The 17,153-nt window shown below is 53.4% G+C and carries 18 protein-coding genes; all 18 read right to left on the bottom strand.

Annotated elements, in window-relative coordinates; translation table 11 throughout:
• Positions 1-18 precede the first annotated feature (18 nt).
• Positions 19-1,008 (bottom strand): flagellar biosynthetic protein FliR, encoded by a 990-nt coding sequence (locus F1728_RS03715; protein WP_149345532.1) that lies wholly within the window; start codon positions 1,006-1,008, stop codon positions 19-21.
• A gap of 37 nt (positions 1,009-1,045) precedes the next feature.
• A complete protein-coding gene (gene fliQ / locus F1728_RS03720; RefSeq protein WP_145039433.1) occupies positions 1,046-1,312 on the bottom strand; it encodes a flagellar biosynthesis protein FliQ in 267 nt (88 codons plus the stop codon).
• Between the two features lie 53 nt (positions 1,313-1,365).
• The gene (gene fliP, locus F1728_RS03725; protein WP_228030496.1) at positions 1,366-2,307 is read right to left on the bottom strand and encodes a flagellar type III secretion system pore protein FliP; all 942 of its coding nucleotides are present in this window, start codon (positions 2,305-2,307) and stop codon (positions 1,366-1,368) included.
• Positions 2,300-3,199, bottom strand: coding sequence for a FliO/MopB family protein (locus F1728_RS03730; RefSeq protein WP_155362958.1), 900 nt, complete (start codon positions 3,197-3,199; stop codon positions 2,300-2,302). The genes fliP and F1728_RS03730 overlap by 8 nt, the downstream gene beginning before the upstream one ends.
• 72 nt (positions 3,200-3,271) lie before the next feature.
• Positions 3,272-3,964, bottom strand: a complete 693-nt coding sequence (gene fliN / locus F1728_RS03735) for a flagellar motor switch protein FliN (RefSeq protein WP_228030497.1) — start codon at positions 3,962-3,964, stop codon at positions 3,272-3,274.
• Positions 3,965-3,992: 28 nt separating this feature from the next.
• Positions 3,993-4,550, bottom strand: coding sequence for a hypothetical protein (locus tag F1728_RS03740; RefSeq protein ID WP_155362959.1), 558 nt, complete (start codon positions 4,548-4,550; stop codon positions 3,993-3,995).
• Between the two features lie 156 nt (positions 4,551-4,706).
• Positions 4,707-5,435, bottom strand: a complete 729-nt coding sequence (locus F1728_RS03745) for an OmpA/MotB family protein (protein WP_155362960.1) — start codon at positions 5,433-5,435, stop codon at positions 4,707-4,709.
• A gap of 36 nt (positions 5,436-5,471) precedes the next feature.
• Entirely contained in the window at positions 5,472-6,251 is a 780-nt protein-coding gene (locus tag F1728_RS03750) for a motility protein A (protein ID WP_145440625.1), read from the bottom strand.
• A 113-nt stretch (positions 6,252-6,364) separates the two neighbouring features.
• Positions 6,365-6,559 carry a flagellar FlbD family protein gene (locus F1728_RS03755; protein WP_145039414.1) on the bottom strand — a complete coding sequence of 65 codons (195 nt, stop codon included), beginning with the start codon at positions 6,557-6,559 and terminating at the stop codon, positions 6,365-6,367.
• A gap of 66 nt (positions 6,560-6,625) precedes the next feature.
• Positions 6,626-8,317, bottom strand: a complete 1,692-nt coding sequence (locus F1728_RS03760; RefSeq protein WP_155362961.1) for a flagellar hook-basal body complex protein — start codon at positions 8,315-8,317, stop codon at positions 6,626-6,628.
• A gap of 194 nt (positions 8,318-8,511) precedes the next feature.
• Positions 8,512-8,949 carry a flagellar hook capping FlgD N-terminal domain-containing protein gene (locus F1728_RS03765; protein ID WP_155362962.1) on the bottom strand — a complete coding sequence of 146 codons (438 nt, stop codon included), beginning with the start codon at positions 8,947-8,949 and terminating at the stop codon, positions 8,512-8,514.
• Between the two features lie 41 nt (positions 8,950-8,990).
• Entirely contained in the window at positions 8,991-10,913 is a 1,923-nt protein-coding gene (locus tag F1728_RS03770; RefSeq protein ID WP_155362963.1) for a flagellar hook-length control protein FliK, read from the bottom strand.
• Positions 10,914-11,152: 239 nt separating this feature from the next.
• On the bottom strand, positions 11,153-11,800 hold the full coding sequence (locus F1728_RS03775; RefSeq protein WP_155362964.1) for a hypothetical protein: 648 nt from the start codon (positions 11,798-11,800) through the stop codon (positions 11,153-11,155).
• Positions 11,797-12,249 (bottom strand): flagellar export protein FliJ, encoded by a 453-nt coding sequence (locus tag F1728_RS03780; protein WP_145183130.1) that lies wholly within the window; start codon positions 12,247-12,249, stop codon positions 11,797-11,799. Before F1728_RS03780 ends, F1728_RS03775 begins: the two co-directional genes overlap by 4 nt.
• A gap of 39 nt (positions 12,250-12,288) precedes the next feature.
• Positions 12,289-13,674, bottom strand: coding sequence for a FliI/YscN family ATPase (locus F1728_RS03785; RefSeq protein WP_228030498.1), 1,386 nt, complete (start codon positions 13,672-13,674; stop codon positions 12,289-12,291).
• A 9-nt stretch (positions 13,675-13,683) separates the two neighbouring features.
• On the bottom strand, positions 13,684-14,403 hold the full coding sequence (locus tag F1728_RS03790) for a FliH/SctL family protein (protein ID WP_155362965.1): 720 nt from the start codon (positions 14,401-14,403) through the stop codon (positions 13,684-13,686).
• An 80-nt stretch (positions 14,404-14,483) separates the two neighbouring features.
• Positions 14,484-15,479 (bottom strand): flagellar motor switch protein FliG, encoded by a 996-nt coding sequence (gene fliG, locus F1728_RS03795; protein WP_145183125.1) that lies wholly within the window; start codon positions 15,477-15,479, stop codon positions 14,484-14,486.
• A 54-nt stretch (positions 15,480-15,533) separates the two neighbouring features.
• Complete coding sequence (locus F1728_RS03800; protein ID WP_194242670.1) at positions 15,534-17,099, bottom strand: hypothetical protein; 1,566 nt, start codon at positions 17,097-17,099, stop codon at positions 15,534-15,536.
• Positions 17,100-17,153: the final 54 nt, after the last annotated feature.

Raw genomic sequence — 17,153 nt, forward strand, 5'->3', positions numbered from 1 at the left:
AATGAATCTCAATTCGAACTACATCACGGTACTGCGGCTGATCTGATCGATGGCACTGGGGATCGATTCGACCACAATGTCAGCGGCTCCAGACAGGGTGAAGATCAGGACGACCAGACTGACAATCGCACGAATCGGAAAGCCGATCACCAGCACATTGATCTGGGGAACCGTATGTCCCAGGTATCCCATCGCCAGCGAAATCAGGGCACTGATCGCCAGCAGGGGCGCGGCGACTTTTATCGAAAGCACCAGCGACTGATGCATCAGGGACTGCAACAGATCCAGCGTATTGGTTGAGACAATCCCCTCGCCGACGGGAAAGATCTGGAACGTATCGATCAACGCCGAAAGCATCAGCAGATGACCATTGATCGGCTCCATCAGCAGAAAGACCGCGATCCCCACATAATACAGGTACTGGCCACTCAACGACGCGTTCATGTCGAAGCCGGGATTGAAGACTTCCCCCAACGCCATCCCCGCCTGCTGATCAATCATCTGACCGGCCATCTGCAGACTTAACAGAATCAGAAACACTCCCAGCCCCAAGGCAAACCCCAGCGTCAACTCGCCCAGAATCGACCAGGCATAATCCAACAGAGACGCCGGCATATGCGTGACGAAGCGGTAATCGTTGACTGTCAGCTCCCGTTCTCCCTGGCGACCACTGCTGACGAGCAGCTCCTCAAAGCGTTTCTGCAGATGCGCGGGGACTTCATCCTGACTGAGGCGGTGATCCTGATTGGCGTCCAGCTGATAGAAACCAACGGTAACCTGTTCGTGCAGTGTCGGCGTGATCAGAATCGACAGGCACACTATTAACAGTACCCGGATATTTGTTGGAAAAATCGGCTGGCCGAAGACCGGGCCGATAATCATCAGGCCGCTGATTCGAACCAGTACCAGTGTGAAGGCGTAGAACTGCAGCATCGCCCATTGCAGAATCTGACCAGGCGCCAGCTGCAGAATGGGATTCAACAGATATTGATCGAGCAGTGCGCTCACGGCCTTCTCTTTACTACTTCAGGTTTCGAGGTCGGCTTCAGAGCCGCGACGGAATATTGGTGATCAGACTGGTGCTATACTCCATCATCAGGGCAGTGATCCAGGGCAATGTATACAGAATCGCCAGCACCATCATGATGATTTTAGGCACGAAACTGATGGTCTGATCCTGAATCTGGGTCACCGCCTGGCCAATACTGATCACCAGACCGACCACGACTGCAGTCAGCATGACCGGGCCGCTGACTTCCAGCATGATCAGCAGTCCTTCTCGCCCCAGATCCACAACGGTTGACGTATCCATAAACTCACACCTGTGTTTTCACGCAATTCCGGGCGCAACGGGAGCGCCGGGATTTATCCTACGGCCCTGATACTCTCCAGCAGCATGCCTACTGTCAGCAACCAGCCATCAATCAAGACAAATAACAGAATTTTAAACGGTAACGAGATCAACACCGGGGGCAACATCATCATCCCCATGCTGATCAGAATCGAACTGATCACCATGTCGATCACAATAAAAGGCAGATACAGCTGGAAGCCGATCAGAAACGCGGTTTTGACTTCGCTCAACATGTAGGCTGGCAGCAGCACACTCAATGGGACTTCGTCGTAGTCGCTGGGTGCTTTATATTCCGCGGCGCCGGGAGAACCGGGCAACGGTCGCTGGTAGTCGAGAAACATCCAGACCGTATCACTGTTACCCGTGAGTTCGATCTGATCGCTCATGAACTTTCGCAGGGGAGCAACCGTCTTTTCAAATGCGTCTTCCAGCGATACAGGAGCCTGTTGCGTCTGGTTCGTATAGGGGACGATTCCCTCCTCATAGGCTTTCTCCCAGATGGGAGCCATCACCATGAAGGTCAGAAACAGACTCAGGGAAGTCAGCACCTGGTTCGGCGGTAATTGCTGCGTTCCCAGTGCCTGACGTAACAATCCGAATACGATCACGAACCGGATAAAACAGGTCGTCATGATCAGAATCGAGGGAGCCAGACTCAAAACGGTCAGTAACAGAAACAGCTTGAGGGTCGAATTCAAACCTTCCGGCGACGTCATCTGTTCCACGTCCAGCAGCTCGGGAACTCCTGATTTCTCAGCAGATGCAGGCTGCACGTTGGGATCAGCCTGCGCCGGGAAATTCTGCAGACTCTGACTGCCGACTCCCTGGTTAGAGAGTGCCTGATTCTGGGCTGTGGTCTGTGCCTGCAGAGTGTCTGTTCCTGTCAGTAACCAGCACAGACACAACCAGGCTCCCAGATTTCGGAGCTGCCCCCCCCCGCTCCGCTTAAACATGATCGCGGTCCCCGGTTTCATTCAGGGAATGACGGGAGGGCTGTAACAGTTTCTGCTGCAACCGGGACATGGCAGAATCAAATTCGGGATATTCGTCCTGAGTTGTTTCAGGCTCCGCTTCAGAACGTACCGGAGGTTGCACACGTTCCGGCTTTCGCTCAGTTCGCGCTGGTGGCGTTTTTTGCTGAGTAGATTGAAACAGGTTCAGGAACGACTGATTTGCACGAGACGAGTCTGCCTGCTCGCGACACATACCCGTAATCAGATCGACTTCGACCGGATCCAGCACTTCGCTCAAGGTCTCCAGACCCGCGGGCGATGATCCCAGAATCAGGATCCGATTACCGCATCTCACAAAGTGAATGGTCTGGCGGGCATCCAGCGGCCGTTTTCCCAGAACCTCGAGCACTTCGCGAGGCAGCGTTTTCGCAGACAAAAGATTATGTTTTTTCATCACTTTAGCAGCGATCAGGATAATACCGATCACCAGTGCCAGCGCACCGAATGTCCCCCAGATGGAAGGCACGCGTCGCGGAGATGCCTGATCTTCCGCTGTTGAGTTCGCCTGTTTCTGTCGATCCAGGGGAGTAATCGGATTCGCAGCTGACTTTGCTTCTGAGGGCATTCTCTGTTGAGGCAGACTGCGCGTCTGAGAGGGAGCGATTCCGGAATTAACCGGCTGCGGCCGATTCAGACTCTCCCGACCAATGGTAGTCGGAGTCACTCCCCGTTGTGCCGTCCGGGAATACGTATTGGGATTACCGGACATTTCACGAGGCTGGCGAAATTCAGATGGCCGCGACTGATACGCAGGTTCGGCTGCCTGGCTTCGCACCGCTGAGATCAGCAGGCAGAGCAACGTCAGTACGGCAAGAATGCAAAGACGAATCATGGAATCCTTTACGTCGCCTCTTACGGGATTGGGGCTCACTCAGCCGGGAAACTCCCTTCCCCGGCATCACTCTTAAAGTTCGGGAGAAATAATCTCGGCAACACGGACACAAAAATTATCGTTCAGCACCAGGACTTCACCCCGGGCTATAATGCGGCCATTCACCAGAATATCGACCGGGTCCCCTGCCAGCTTGTCCAGAGGAACAACCACTCCCTCTTTCATTTTCAGGACCTCTTCGATCAGCAGTTCCGTGCGTCCCAGTTCGATGCACAGATCCAGTTCGACATTCTGCAGAGATGACAGAGCCATCGCCTCTTCCGGGCTGCCTGCCATCGATTCAAAATTCGGAAACTCAAATGCCTTCGTTCCTCCCAGATCTCCGGGGATACCATGGCCGGGCCCCAGGTTGGGAGAAATTGCCGCCGCCAGATTGGCTTCCGCCTGATTCAATAGCGCTTCGGTGTCTGCATGCGATGCGGAAAACGGGCTACCGGACTGATCTGATGACGTACCATGCTGGCTGAACAGTCCATCGATATCATCATTGTTGACGACATTTCCGGAACCCGATGGCTTCGTTCCCTCGCTCGAACCTGCATTCTGCAGCAGCTTCTCGATATCGGAGGGATCCAGCAGATCGTCCCCTGCACTTTCAGAGGCGCTTTCACCAGAGGGAGGTTCTGCAGGCGCATTCTGTCCCTGCGAGTTTAAGAGCTTCTCAATTTCGGAAGGATCCAGAAGATCGTCATTATCTTCAGCCACAATCGTATCCTGTTCTGCCGGGGAGGCACTATTGCGTCATTGTGCGGTATTCACTGATGACCGTCTCAATAACATAGCTCTTCTTGAGAACTTTATTTATCGACTCTTTCATCATCCGTTTCATCGTACTCAACTGGGGATCATTCAGATCTGCCAGGCTCGACTTACGGACAACTTCAATCACAGCCTGCTTGACACGGGCTTTATTCGTCTCTTTAACCATGCTTTCAAAATCGCCGGCTGCGCCCTGCTCGACCAGCGCCACCAGGTTGAAGGTCACGTGGATAGTTGCTCCGGGTTCGGCAATATTGTTCGTCACGCTGAAGTTTTCAATGTTCACTTCAGCCGTGGTAACCTGCAGATTTTCGCTTTCCCTGGAAAGAGATTCTTCCGCGACTTCCGCCGGTTTATCAGGTGTCAACAGCCAGTAGGAGATCCCGACCTGCAGCATGATGACCAGCAGCAACAGGCCACCAATCTTGAGTAACCTGGCCTTGGACTGGCCGGAAGCGACCGCACTCTCTTCGGGGGATGCCACTGCCTCTGTTGCGACACCTGCCTCTTCTGTTTCGGTGTCTGTTGCCACGAGTCTCCTCCTTGAACTCTCGCACTCTGTTGGCGCAGGGGCACATCATGTACCCCTCTGCATCCACTTCGGCGGTTTTGATTAGACCAATCAGGCTCTGTATTTGATTACAAAGCGATTTCCGGAACGCCGATCAGGCAGAATTGATTGTAGAACTCAACGCTTACCTGTCTGCGGAGTGTCTATATACGCATCAATCAAAAATACGTCAACCCGACGATTCAAGTATTGCTCTTGCGGGTCGCGTGTGATGGTCCGTGGCTCAGCATCTCCCACTGAACTGACAATCAGTCGTTCGGGTGCAATTCCCTTGTCCTTAAGGTACTCCGCCACATTTTTGGCCCGATAGAAAGAGAGTTCCTGGGAATCCAGGAACTTTGAGCCCTTTGGTAAAGGCTCTGGCGAGGCATGCCCCCGTACGATCAGCCGATTGGGAGTGGGCAGCAGCACCTCTGCAATCACATCCAGTTTTTTCTTCAGCGCAGGAGTCAGCTCCGCAGAAAACCGATCAAAACAGGCAGCCCCCCCCAGAGTCACCTCGGTTCCCGAATTAATTCGTTCTACCGTATTGAAGGGACCGCCACCTCCCGATGAGTCCGCTTTACCCATTTTAGTCCCCCCGTCGGAGCTGGTTCCTTTGGAGGCGGGCTTACTGCGGTTACTGGTAGGATCCAGCGATTTTCCCGGCACGGCGGCTGTACCGTGATGCGTTCCGAAACGCTCTCGCAGTGAGTCCAGCATGGCACGCACGGATCCTTCGTCGTTACGGATCTCACTCATGGACACCAGCATGATGAAGAAGGTCAGCAGCAGCGACATCATGTCACCATAGGTGACAACCCATTCCGGAACGCCAGGAGGTCCCTCTTCTTCAGGCATCGCCATCTGAATCGCCTCCTTTCCTTCGACCGATTGAGAACATCAGGCAGCCTGACCGTCTTTGCTGACACGCTGGTCTGCCGGCAGGAAAGTATTCAGCTTCTGCTCAATCACTCGGGGATTATCCCCTTCCTGAATTGCAATCAGCCCTTTAATGATGACTTCCCGTACCTGGAATTCCTGTTTACTGTAATAAGCCAGCTTGTCGGCAAAAGGGAGGAAAAACAGGTTCGATACCAGCGCCCCGTACAGGGTCGTGATCAACGCCACCGCCATACCCGGGCCGATGGCTTCAGGGTCATCCATGTTCCCCAGCATGATGATCAGTCCCATCAGGGTTCCGATCATCCCGAATGCTGGTGCGTATCGACCAACAGTATCCATCAGTGATTTGCCGTTTTTATGACGGCCAGCCACAGCTTCCATCTCTGTACGGAGAATCTGTTCCATCAGATCCACGTCGGTCCCGTCCACCGCCATCTGGACGCCGAGCAGAATGAAAGGGTCCTCGATTTCTTCCGTTTTGGCTTCCAGAGCCAGGATACCGTCGCGACGAGCGATTTCAGCAAACTCAACGATCTGAGAAATCACGGGAGCCAGTTCTGGCTGCTTGGGAAAGAAGACTTTTTTCAGTACCTTCGGAAACAGCAGCATCGCTGCCCCCGGAAAGGCAATGAAACAGGCTGCGATCGCCCCACCGACCACCACCGCAGCTGAGGGAATATCGATAAAGGCACTGAAGCTTGACCCTGGCGCAATGAAGATCGCCAGCAGCAGCAAAATGATGCCTGAAACGAGTCCGCCGGCGGTTGCCTTATCCATTTCTATCAAGGTCCCTGATGTCAGTGGACTCACTCAAATCCGGTTCGCAGCAAACCGGAGAGCAGGCCCCTCACCATCACAAGTTATAATTGCTCAATCACTCAGAATCTGTCTCACAGCCCGGGCGCCAGTCGAATCGCACGCGAATAAGCGATCGCACGTTTCACCACTTCTTCCACGCTTTCCCGCACAATCAGGCGATCATCCGAAGTCAAAGTAATAAACGTGTCGGGTCTGCTCTCAATACTCTGAATCAGTTCCGCGTTGACAACAAACTCTTCACCATTCAGTCGGGTCAATTTGATCATGCCACCAGTCTCCCGGGGGCGGTGGTCATACCAGCCCCTCTGCCGGAACCCTGCTTAACCATCCGATTAACGTCCCAGCACCAGCAGTTCGTCAACCAGCTGCTGCACGGAACTGATCACACGTGCGTTCCCTCGATAGTTCGTGGAAGCCACGATCAGGTCAACTAGGTTTCGACCGACGTCGGTGTTGGAAAGTTCAATTGAACCGGCACGAATCGTACCGGCACCAAAGTTACCAGGTGTCACCAGGAACGGAGGACCGGAACTGACCCCTTCCTGGAACGTGGAGTTACCACTTTCCAGTAAACCCTGTGGGTTAGAGAACCGGGCCAGTGTCACCTGTCCCAGCGTCCGGATAATACCGTTGTCAAACACGCCGTTAATAATCCCCGTTTCGTCAATCACGAAACTGGACAGCGTTCCCGGATCCGAACCATCCTGCAGGTCCAGTTTCAGAGTACTCCCCGCCGACGCAGACGAAATACCGGAGATGTTTGAAAGGTCTATGGACACATCCATTTCATCAGCAGCGGTATTGACCCGGCTGATCCCGAATGTAGAAGGGGTGAAGTTAGTCACATTCCCTTTACTGTCGAACGTAATCGTTCCATTGGAAACCGCGATATCACCATCATTGTCATCTGCACTCTCGAGGAAGTAGCGGAAGACAGTATTGTTGGATGATCGTGATTCCAGCGCGCTGGTCATCTTCATCGTCACCGGTTCACCCAGCGAGTCAAAAATCACGAAGTCAGTAATAGCACTTTCACCATTCGCAGACTCACTTTTCGTGAACGTCATCGGTACAGTTGAGCCATCAGAAGTAATATTACCAATGGTTACCGAGATATCATTCACGCTCCCGGAATTCCCCACGATCTGAAAAGCACCACCGGCAGTTACCGTCACTCCTGGTTGAGCGCCTGTGGTCGCATCGTTGGGAATGCCACCCCCATTCTGAATCCCCAGAGTTCGGTCCATAAAGCTGGCAAAATCAGCGGCAGTCGTGGTTCCCGTCACCTGCATGGTCAATGGTTCCAGAGTTCGTCCCCCTTTGCTGGGAGTAAATGACAGTGTTTCTCCCAGGGTAAACAGCGGTGTACCAATCGTTTCTTCAATGTCGGTCAGCAGTGTCGCACCAGTAATGGCTGCGTTCGCGTTTCCGGCATCGGTCAAGTTCCCTGTTGTCAAGATCGAGCCTTGGGTTCCAATTTCCCCGGTCGGCAGTAATGCACCACCAATCTCAACATTCTTGGTCGCCTGGGCCACGTTCAAGTCCCCGAGAGGAACTTTAATATCAGTCAGAGTAGTCTTAACCAGGTTGAAGTCTTCATCGACGCCATACCCCTGAACCAGATAACCGCTCTGGTTGGTCAACAGACTCGAGCTGTTCAATTCGAAGTTACCATTCCGGGAGTAAACCTGACCATCGGGGCTGTCCAGAATAAAGAAACCATCTCCCTGAATCGCGAGGTCGGAGGGGCTCGTACTATTGGTCACACTACCCTGAGTGAAGTCTTTACGAATCGAAGCACTCAAGGCCCCCAGACCGATCTGTCGGGGGTTCGTACCGCCATTTGAGGAGGAAGGACGTGAACCCACACTTAAGGTTCGAGCAAGCTGCGTCGTGAACAGCACATTAGAGGCTTTAAAACCATTAGTGCCAGCGTTGGCGATATTGTTACCCAACACATCGATGCTGGTTTCATTCAGGCTCAGACCACCCAATGATGTATTTAATGCAGACGTCAATCCCATGACAACTCCTCGGTTGAATCAACCAGGTTAATACCCAATCCTTAGGTTCGTTTTTGCGCAGCATCAGTCAGAACCGTACTACAGCAGTATTCTGTGTATCGTCTAAACTGATCCTGATCATCTTCCCATTTTTCTTAAATTTCGGTCAGTTCAGGTAAGCTTCAAATGAAGCTGATTCTGTAACCTCTGAAATATCATTCACTTGCAGGTTCCTGTACCGAGGTGATCGAGGACACCGGCACTTCGGAATTACCAATGGCAACGTAGGCTTTGCTATCGCGTACGAAAGCACGTTCCACTACACCGGACACCGAGTTATCGGAACTGTCCTGCCCTTCTACCTGCTTACCGATCAGACCGGCGGCCTGAGTCAGCGACTGGCCGGAGGTTATTTCTTTCAGCGTATCTGACAACTCGATATTCGACTGAAGTTCCCGCATGCTGGAAATCTGCCCCAGAAGCTCTTCATTCCCCATCGGATTTGTCGGATCCTGGTTCTGCAACTCGGTAATCAGCAACTTCATGAAATTATCGGCGGTCAAACCATTAAAACCGACTTCATCGGCATCAACCACCTTCACGTTTGTGGAACTGCTGGCTCCACTGCTTCCGCTCACTGCATCGACTGCCATCCTGGCAACTCCTTAAATTCCGTTAACAAGGGGGGGCACCATTAGATCTGAACGTCGATTTCTTCGACGTTCTCGGTAGCGACTCCCTGCGATCGGGTCACATGGGGTCGGTTCTGTTCTTCCTGTTCGACATCCTCACGCTGTATGGTTTCGTCAGCAAACGCACGCTCATCGTGACCCTGCTCTGCATCCCCCGACTGATCTGAGAAGTCGTTGGAATTAAAGTCGGCCCCAGACTGTTGCTGCGAATCAGACTGGGACGAGCGTTGATCCTCGCTGGAGTGGGTATTGATCTGCACATCGATCCGATCCAGCGAGACGCCCGTCTTGACCAGGGCTTCTTTCAGCTGAGCCAGGTTATCGTTAATGACTTTCTGGGCATGCCTGTTCTGAACTTCCAGTTTGGCGGAATACTCACCGTTCTTCAGGGAGACCTCGATCTGCAGTGCTCCCAGTTCGGGTGGACTCAACCGGATTTTGAGCTGTTGCCCCGTCGATTGAGACTGCCGCACGGCACTCGCGATTCGATCCATCAACTGCTCAACCTGCTTCGCATCAACCACTGGACCGGTCGGAGCGGCTGCCTGATTCTCTGCGGCAACGTTCGTCGTCTGTCCCAGCCCTGTAGCAGGAGTCTGTGTCTGATCGTGACCGTTCTGATTGCCGGCATGCTGTTCCTGCGCGAGCGGACCAGGTTTGGTTGCCTCAGTCAGGGCCTTCTGTAAGGCATCAGTCGCTGCTGAGGCTGCTGCAGGATGCGGATTCGTCTGGTTCAGTGCGCTCTGCTCTGGCAGCACCTTGTCCCCATCGACCTTCTTTTCTGATTTTTCGTCTGTCGACTCCGTCTTGTCAGGACCGGCTTTCTCGGTCTGCTCCTGAACCTGATCAATCACTGTCTGAGCGACCTGCTGACCCGGATTCGCCTCACCGGCATCCTGTCCCTGCTGCAGATGGTTTTCATTTGGATTCTGCTGCTGTGCTTTGAGATAACGTTGCTGCTGGGCAGCCTCTTGCGCTGCCTGGGAGCCATCACTTTTCACGTTGTCTGAGTTTGAGTGCTCATCCTGGGACTTTTGGATCGCAGCCTGCTGATCTTCGGTCTGCTTAACCCCTTTGAGCTGCTCCGCTGACTCTACTGACTGCCCTTCCTCAGCAGTTTGCTGATCATTGGTAACAGCATCAATGATTTCCTCTGACTGTCCCGCGTCCTGGAGCTGCTGATCCCCCTCGACATCACCGGGAGTCTCATTCAGGGACGTTGTCTCAGTCTGATTCGTAGAGACTTCCTGAGTCTTGAGCAGCTCGGCCAACCCTTCTGGAATCGGCAGGGACTCCACCGGTCTGGTTTCCGTCACATCGGTTTGCAGTTTGACCAGGTTCTGATTCTCTGAGAACTGAAAATTGGCCGGTGGACGAATTTCCGTATCTCCGGTTGTCACTTCCTGCTCGAGGGTGGTTGCAGATGCAGCACTTCCCTGAAACAGTGAATAACGGGGCGACTTTTCCTTGACCGGCGTTCCAGATTCTACCGGGACGACACTCTCATTGACTTCACCAGTATCTGGCTTGTCTTCTGCAACAGGCTTTGTATCCTGAACTGGCGCTGACTGCTCAACAGCGTTCTGACCGGGTTCAACCGCATCATTACGATTTTCCTGAGAACGCGGCGTCTGCTGCTCTCGCTCTGCCGGAGTGGGTGAGTCACTGGCAGAACGTGCCTGCGGTGCTTGAGGCTCCGGACGACTCCGGTCCGATTTCACTTCGTTATTGGTACGGGAATCTGGCTGTGGTTTTTCAGAGCCAGACCGCTGCTGCTTTTGTGACAGCGAGTCCGCAAGCTGCTTGCGATAAGTAGAGTCGGTGGAACGAGTTGCTTCTCGCTGCAAACCGAGGTTCTGCCTGCCGTACTGACTCACATCTGGTGTCTGCAAATCCAGCAGGGAAAACTTGGGAGCGTCTGGCATTCCTCATCACCTCAGAGTTAAACAGGTATCCGAATACAATCGCCTTCAGCCCTCCAGAGAGGACTGCGCAGTGGTGAACGTGACAGGAATCGACGAATTCACCACTATCATATTCGACAGGATCAGCCCTGAGACATGACGTCAGAATACGTAATATAGAACAATTTTAGCGAAAAACCGTATTAGTCCGATTCAGGAGCAGCAGCTGTCAACCAGCTGAGGAAATACCGAACCGCGATTCAGTTCTGAGAGAGTTGATCCAGGGTATCGTCAGCGAAACTTCGGAAGGGCTCGTCCTGTGACATCTGCTTAAAGATTTCCTTCCCGCGTTTGATCACCATCGGATCCGGGGCCACCAGGAATTCCTTGAGCAGCTTGGCAATAAATTTGCCATCCATGCCCTTCAGCAGTTGCAGATTCTCTTCCAGTGAGACCTGCATCAGATACTGCACCGCATCACCAGATGGTAATGCCATCAACACGGACTGTGTCTTTTTAGTCGCGACACTCTGGCTCTGTTCTTTTAACAGAGCCAGCTCTTCCTCAAATTTCAGTTTGGCCGCTTCAAAGGCCAGCCGATCCTGTTTTAAAGCATCGGAAGACTGCGTGATCGAGCTTTTCAGCATATCGATTTCATCTTCACGGGCCACCAGCTCCAGAATCCGCATGGCCCGTTTTTCCGTCACCTCGTCCCGGGAAGGCAGCACCGTTTCATCTTCGACCAGTTCCACATCATCCAGAGTCTGACCGGTTACGATCAGACGAATATCTTTCACAGCGTCCGCATTCAGATGCCCCCGAAACCAGAGAAAGCCTACTCCCAGCAGCTGCGAAATGATCGTAGCCACACAGAACACGCTGACAATCACAGCCAGAGAACGCATCATCGAAGACCTCCCGACTGTTGTGTCGCGGCCCAGGTCTCTTCCAGTTCCAGAGATTCTTTACGGATCTGGGCAAACTGAAATGCCTCGCGGTGCTTGTCTGACAGTTTTTCCATCGCCTTGACTTCCTGCTCCGCTTTCGCCAGAGCCTGTCTGCAGGCAGTCAGCTGCTTTTCTAAAAGCCGGCGATTGGCCTGAACCGTCCGTAACTGTGCCTGCAACTGTCCCACGTAAGAACGCAGGTTCGCACCGGCATCGATGTCTAAGCGTCCCGGTTCCTGTCGCTGCCGGATCTCCTGAATCTGTTCCTGCCGGAGTGCATCCAGGCGCCGAGACTCCTCGACCAGACGCTGATCAGCCTGCAGAATCTCCCCGAGCAGCTGACGGCAGAGACTGCGTTTATGCCGTCGCATTTTCAGAACAGATTCAAATTGAAAGCGAAATTTTTTCATAATCGCAAACTCAGGTCAGAGTCAGATTTCCGTTTAACTTCAGTTCAGATTGCCCGCCGCCTCAGCCGGAGACATTACGTCTGCAGCTGCTTCAGGACCTTCTGCATGCATCGGTTTGAGCTGTTCCATCCGTGCAGTCAGATTGGCCAGCCCCTGGGTTGCCAGGTCAAAGTTCGAGTTTTCAGTATTCCCCTGCCGCAGGAATTCATTCCAGATTGGTCGCAGTTTAATCGCCAGGTCAACTTCCGCATTCGAGCCCGTCTGATAGGCGCCAATCGAAATCAAATCTTCAGACTGCTGATAAGCGGCCATCAGTTTTTTCAGTTTTGACGCGGCCGCCTGATGAGACGGTGAAGTAATGTCATTCATCGAACGACTGATACTCTGCAATACATCAATCGCAGGCCAGTGAGATTCGTGAGCCAGTTTACGCGACAGCATGATATGGCCATCCAGAATCCCGCGCACGGTATCAGAAATCGGCTCATTCGCATCGTCGGCTTCAACGAGCACGGTGTAGAAACCGGTAATACTTCCTGAATCGGTCCGACCACTCCGTTCCAGCAGTTTAGGCAGGAGGGAAAACACGCTGGGTGGATAGCCACGGGTCGCCGGAGGCTCACCGGCCGCCAGGCCGATTTCCCGTTGTGCCAGGGCATAGCGGGTCACGCTGTCCATCATCAGCAGCACATCCTTGCCACAATCGCGGAAGTATTCCGAGACGGCGGCTGCCAGATGCGCGGCGCGCAGACGAATCAACGCCGGTTCGTCACTCGTTGCCACAATGACCACACTACGGGACAGTCCTTCCGGGCCCAGGTCGCGATCCAGAAACTCTCGGACTTCACGGCCTCGCTCACCCACCAGGCAGACCACATTCACGTCCGCAGAACTCTGGCGGGCCATCTGTCCCATCAAGGTACTTTTTCCAACACCACTGCCCGCAAAGATCCCCAGCCTTTGACCTTTGCCACAGGTGAGTAATCCATCAATGGTCCGAATACCTGTGCTCAAGGGTGTATCGATTCGCGGACGATCCAGGGGCGAAATAGGCTTCGCCTTCAGATTGGCCCGTTCCGCAAGCATCGCCTGGTTTTTGCCATCGATACAACGTCCGCGTCCATCGAGGACACGTCCCAGAATTTCATCTCCCACCGCCACGGCAGGGACCGACTGAATCAGTGACACACGGTCTCCACGACGAATTCCGGTCAGATCTTCGTAAGGCAGTAAAAGCGTTTCTTCATCCTGGAAGCCGACCACCTCCGCTTCGATGGCGTGACCATTCTCCCGATCGATGGCGCAAACTGCCCCCAGCGGTGCCGGAAATCCGGAGACTGAAGCCGTCAGTCCCACGACACGGGTCACCCTGCCGGTCAGGCGAAAGGGCAAAATCTGTTTTATCTGCTGGGATACATCAAACATCCGAAAAGACTATTCCTGATTCTGAATGATCAGTTCCTCTGAAATTCGCTCGAGTTGCGTTTCCAGGGTCGCGTCAATCGTGCCGTGCTGCGTCTCGACAATACAACCACCGGGAGAAATTGTTTCGTCCTCTATGATCTCACAGCTCTGACAGCCGGTTAAATTACTGATGAAAGTTCTGGTGTTCTGCCCCAGATGTTCGACATCGACAGGATTCAGATGAAAGCGAATCTGCTGCGTGCCGGAAGCAAGCTTCAGCGCCTCACTCATCATGGGACGCACCGACTCAGGCTTCGCATTCAGTTCCGCGCGGATCACCTTCTCGGCAATCCCCAGGCAGATTTCGACGGCACTCTTATCCCAGATCTGTCTCCAGTTCACACGTTCGTGCTGCAAGGCTTCCACGGCCTGCTGCATCGCGGGATAAACGGTTCCCAGCTGCTCCTGAACCATCTGGCTGGCCCGTTGCTCGGCCCGGGTCTGTACCAGTTGCTCCTGTTCCATTTGTGCTTCGGTCAACCCCTGTTGATGACCTTCCTGGTAGGCAGTCTGTCTGATTTGTTCCGCTTCCTGCTGCGCATCCAGAATCATCTGGCGCGTCTGGTCGCGCACCTTCTGAATGTAGTCTTCGCATCGTTTTTCGATGTCGTTAAAACTGTAAGCCACCTTCGAACCCAATGCTCGAAAGGCTTCTGCTTTTAACAGTTTTGCTGTTTCCAGTTCCGCCATAATTCGATCTTTATCTGTATTCTGTCAGGCTGCCTCTGCGTCCAGAACCGCCTGACATCAAACTCGTTCCCTGACCGACATCAGGTAATGTACTGTTCGCTTTCGCTTCCTGAGGCGACTTCAATCTCACCGGCATCTTCAAGCCGCCGCACGCTGTCGACAATCTGTTGCTGAACGGCTTCGACATCGCTGACCTTGATCGGCCCCAGGTATTCCATTTCTTCCCGCAGCATGTCAGCCGCCCGTTGTGACAGATTGCTGAGCACCTTCTGCTTGATCTCTTCGGAAGCTCCCTTGAGAGCCACCGCCCACTGGTTGGTATCAACCTCTTTGAGCAGAGCCTGAATGGCCTTGTTGTCCAGTTTGACCAGGTCATCAAAGACGAACATCAGTCTTCTGATCTCGTCTGCCAGATCGGGTGTTTCCTGATCCATATTTTCCAGAATCCCCTTGTTGGTCATCCGGTCGGTTACGTTCAGGATTTCAGCCACCAGTTCCACGCCACCCGCCTTTTCTGTCCCCTGGCTGAATGTATTCTTCATTCGATGTTCCAGACTCTTCTCAACGTCACGAATGACCTCCGGACTGGTCTGCTCCATATTGGCAATCCGCTTGATCACATCCATCTGCTTGTTGGAAGGGAGCCCTGCCAGTACTTCTGCCGCGAGGTTACTGGGCAGATGCGACATGATCATGGCAATGGTCTGTGGATGTTCTTCGATGATAAAAGTCAGCAGGTTCGCTGCTCCGGACTTCTGTAAAAATCCGAAAGGAACCGAGTTCATCGTCTGATTGATGCTGTCCAGAATCGAACCGGCGCCTTCTTTCCCCAGCGACTGTTCCAGCAGTTCATTCACCGCATCCAGACCACCACGTTCCATATTGGTCTGCTCACCACTGAGAGAAGTGAACTCGTTCAATACGCTGGACTGCTGCTCTTTGGTGACATCCTGCATCCGGGCAATCATCATTGTCACTTTTTCGACATCATCTTTGGACATCAGACTTAAGACCTCTGCAGCCAGCGGTTTGTCCAGACTCAGTAACAGCACAGCTGCTTTTTGGAGATCATCCATGTTTCTATCCACTCTTTAACTGTATTCCTGATCGACTCCCGGAGGAGCACCTGTCTACGACTTGGACTGGATCCACTTCCGCAGCACCAGGGCCGCAGCTTCCGGATTGTCGCGTACGAGTAACTGCACTTCATCCCGCTGTGTCGGTTGCCTGCGGGGGCGAATCTCTTCCTCTTCGTCTTCCGCGGGAGTCGGTTTTTCGCGAGGCATGTTTACTTCCTCCGTATTGACTTCTTCAATCTCCGGCATACTCTTATTGAGCATCCAGAGTGCCCAGAGAGCGAACAGTCCCAGACCGATGGTGCTGCCCCACTGGCTCACAAATTCACCTACGGTTTCCGTTATCGGTAATGCCACTTCCGGCACCTGCTGATCCACGCGGACGAATGAAGCAACGCTCACGGAATTCTCAGCCGACTGGGAGGGAATCAGCTTCTGAACCTGTTTCTGAATACTGGTTTCCACCTCAGCTTTGATCGTATCGGTCGCCTGTTTGAAGGTGGCCAGATCTGCATCCGACTCTCCCTTCTGGATGCCCCGTTTGACTGCGACAGCAGCGTAATAGTCTTCGGGAATGGAAATTGAAACCTGAACCGTGTTCGGCATCGCAGCGACAAACTCTTTTTCCGTCCAGGTAAAGGAAGGCGCCGACAGCGATTCTGAATTCGTTTCGGTTACCTTCTCGCTCTTCTCATTACCGCGTGCAACCGACAGCGAATTAGGTTGATTGGAACGGGCCCCCGGTTCGGCTCGTGCCGGTTTCTGGCTGATGTTCCGCTCTGTCGACTGCTCTTTCGACTGCAGTGCGACCGTGCCATCGGTGTTGATTTCCTGCTTGCGTTCAACGTAGCGCTTCAGGTTTTCCACATCGACGTTCACATTCACGATTACATCGGGAATGTAAGAGAGGGAGTCCAGAATCTTGGTCTGGTAATTTCGGGTATGCTTGTTGACCCAGCTGATGAATTTACCATCGAAGGCGGCATTCTTATCTTCCGCGGTGTATGAGTTTCCGGTGGACTGATCGAAAACGGTCACCGATTCGGCAGTCAGGTCAGGTACCATGGTGGAAACCGCTGCCCGCAGGCTGCTCGCCAGAGTCGGAGAGAGTTCCCGTCCAGGACGTGGCTTGACCATCACGGTCGCTGTGACTTCGGGAGTGGTATTATTCCAGCGTAGCCGTTTCTTGGAACGGGCCCACATCACGCTCGCATCTTCAATCGAGGGGATGGCCCGGATCATTCTGCGCAGCTGATTCCCTAAAGCGATATCCCGCATCACCTGCAACTGGTCCTTGCTGACGAACATGCTCGATTTCTCAAACTGCTCCTGCCATTCGGATGCCCAGTCGGTCGGCAGACCGCCACCTTCGATCAGCGCTGCATTGTAGCGAGTCACTTCGGACTGCGGGACCATGATCCGCTGTCCTTTACGGGTGAAGTCGGTCAGCCCCGCCCGCAGCAGGACCTCTTCAGCATGAATCACACCTTCCGTGGTGAAATCTTTCCCCAGCGAAAGTGACACATAACTGGATTGGCTTTCTCGAAAGAACAGGAAGCCGAACGCGACCATCATCAACAGGGGGACGGCCAGCAGAATCGCCCGCTGACTGCCCGTCATGTTCTGATATAAGCTTGCGAACTGTTGATATATTTTTTTTATCGTATCCATACC

The organism is Gimesia benthica (genome assembly GCF_009720525.1).
Taxonomy (GTDB): Bacteria; Planctomycetota; Planctomycetia; order Planctomycetales; family Planctomycetaceae; genus Gimesia; species Gimesia benthica.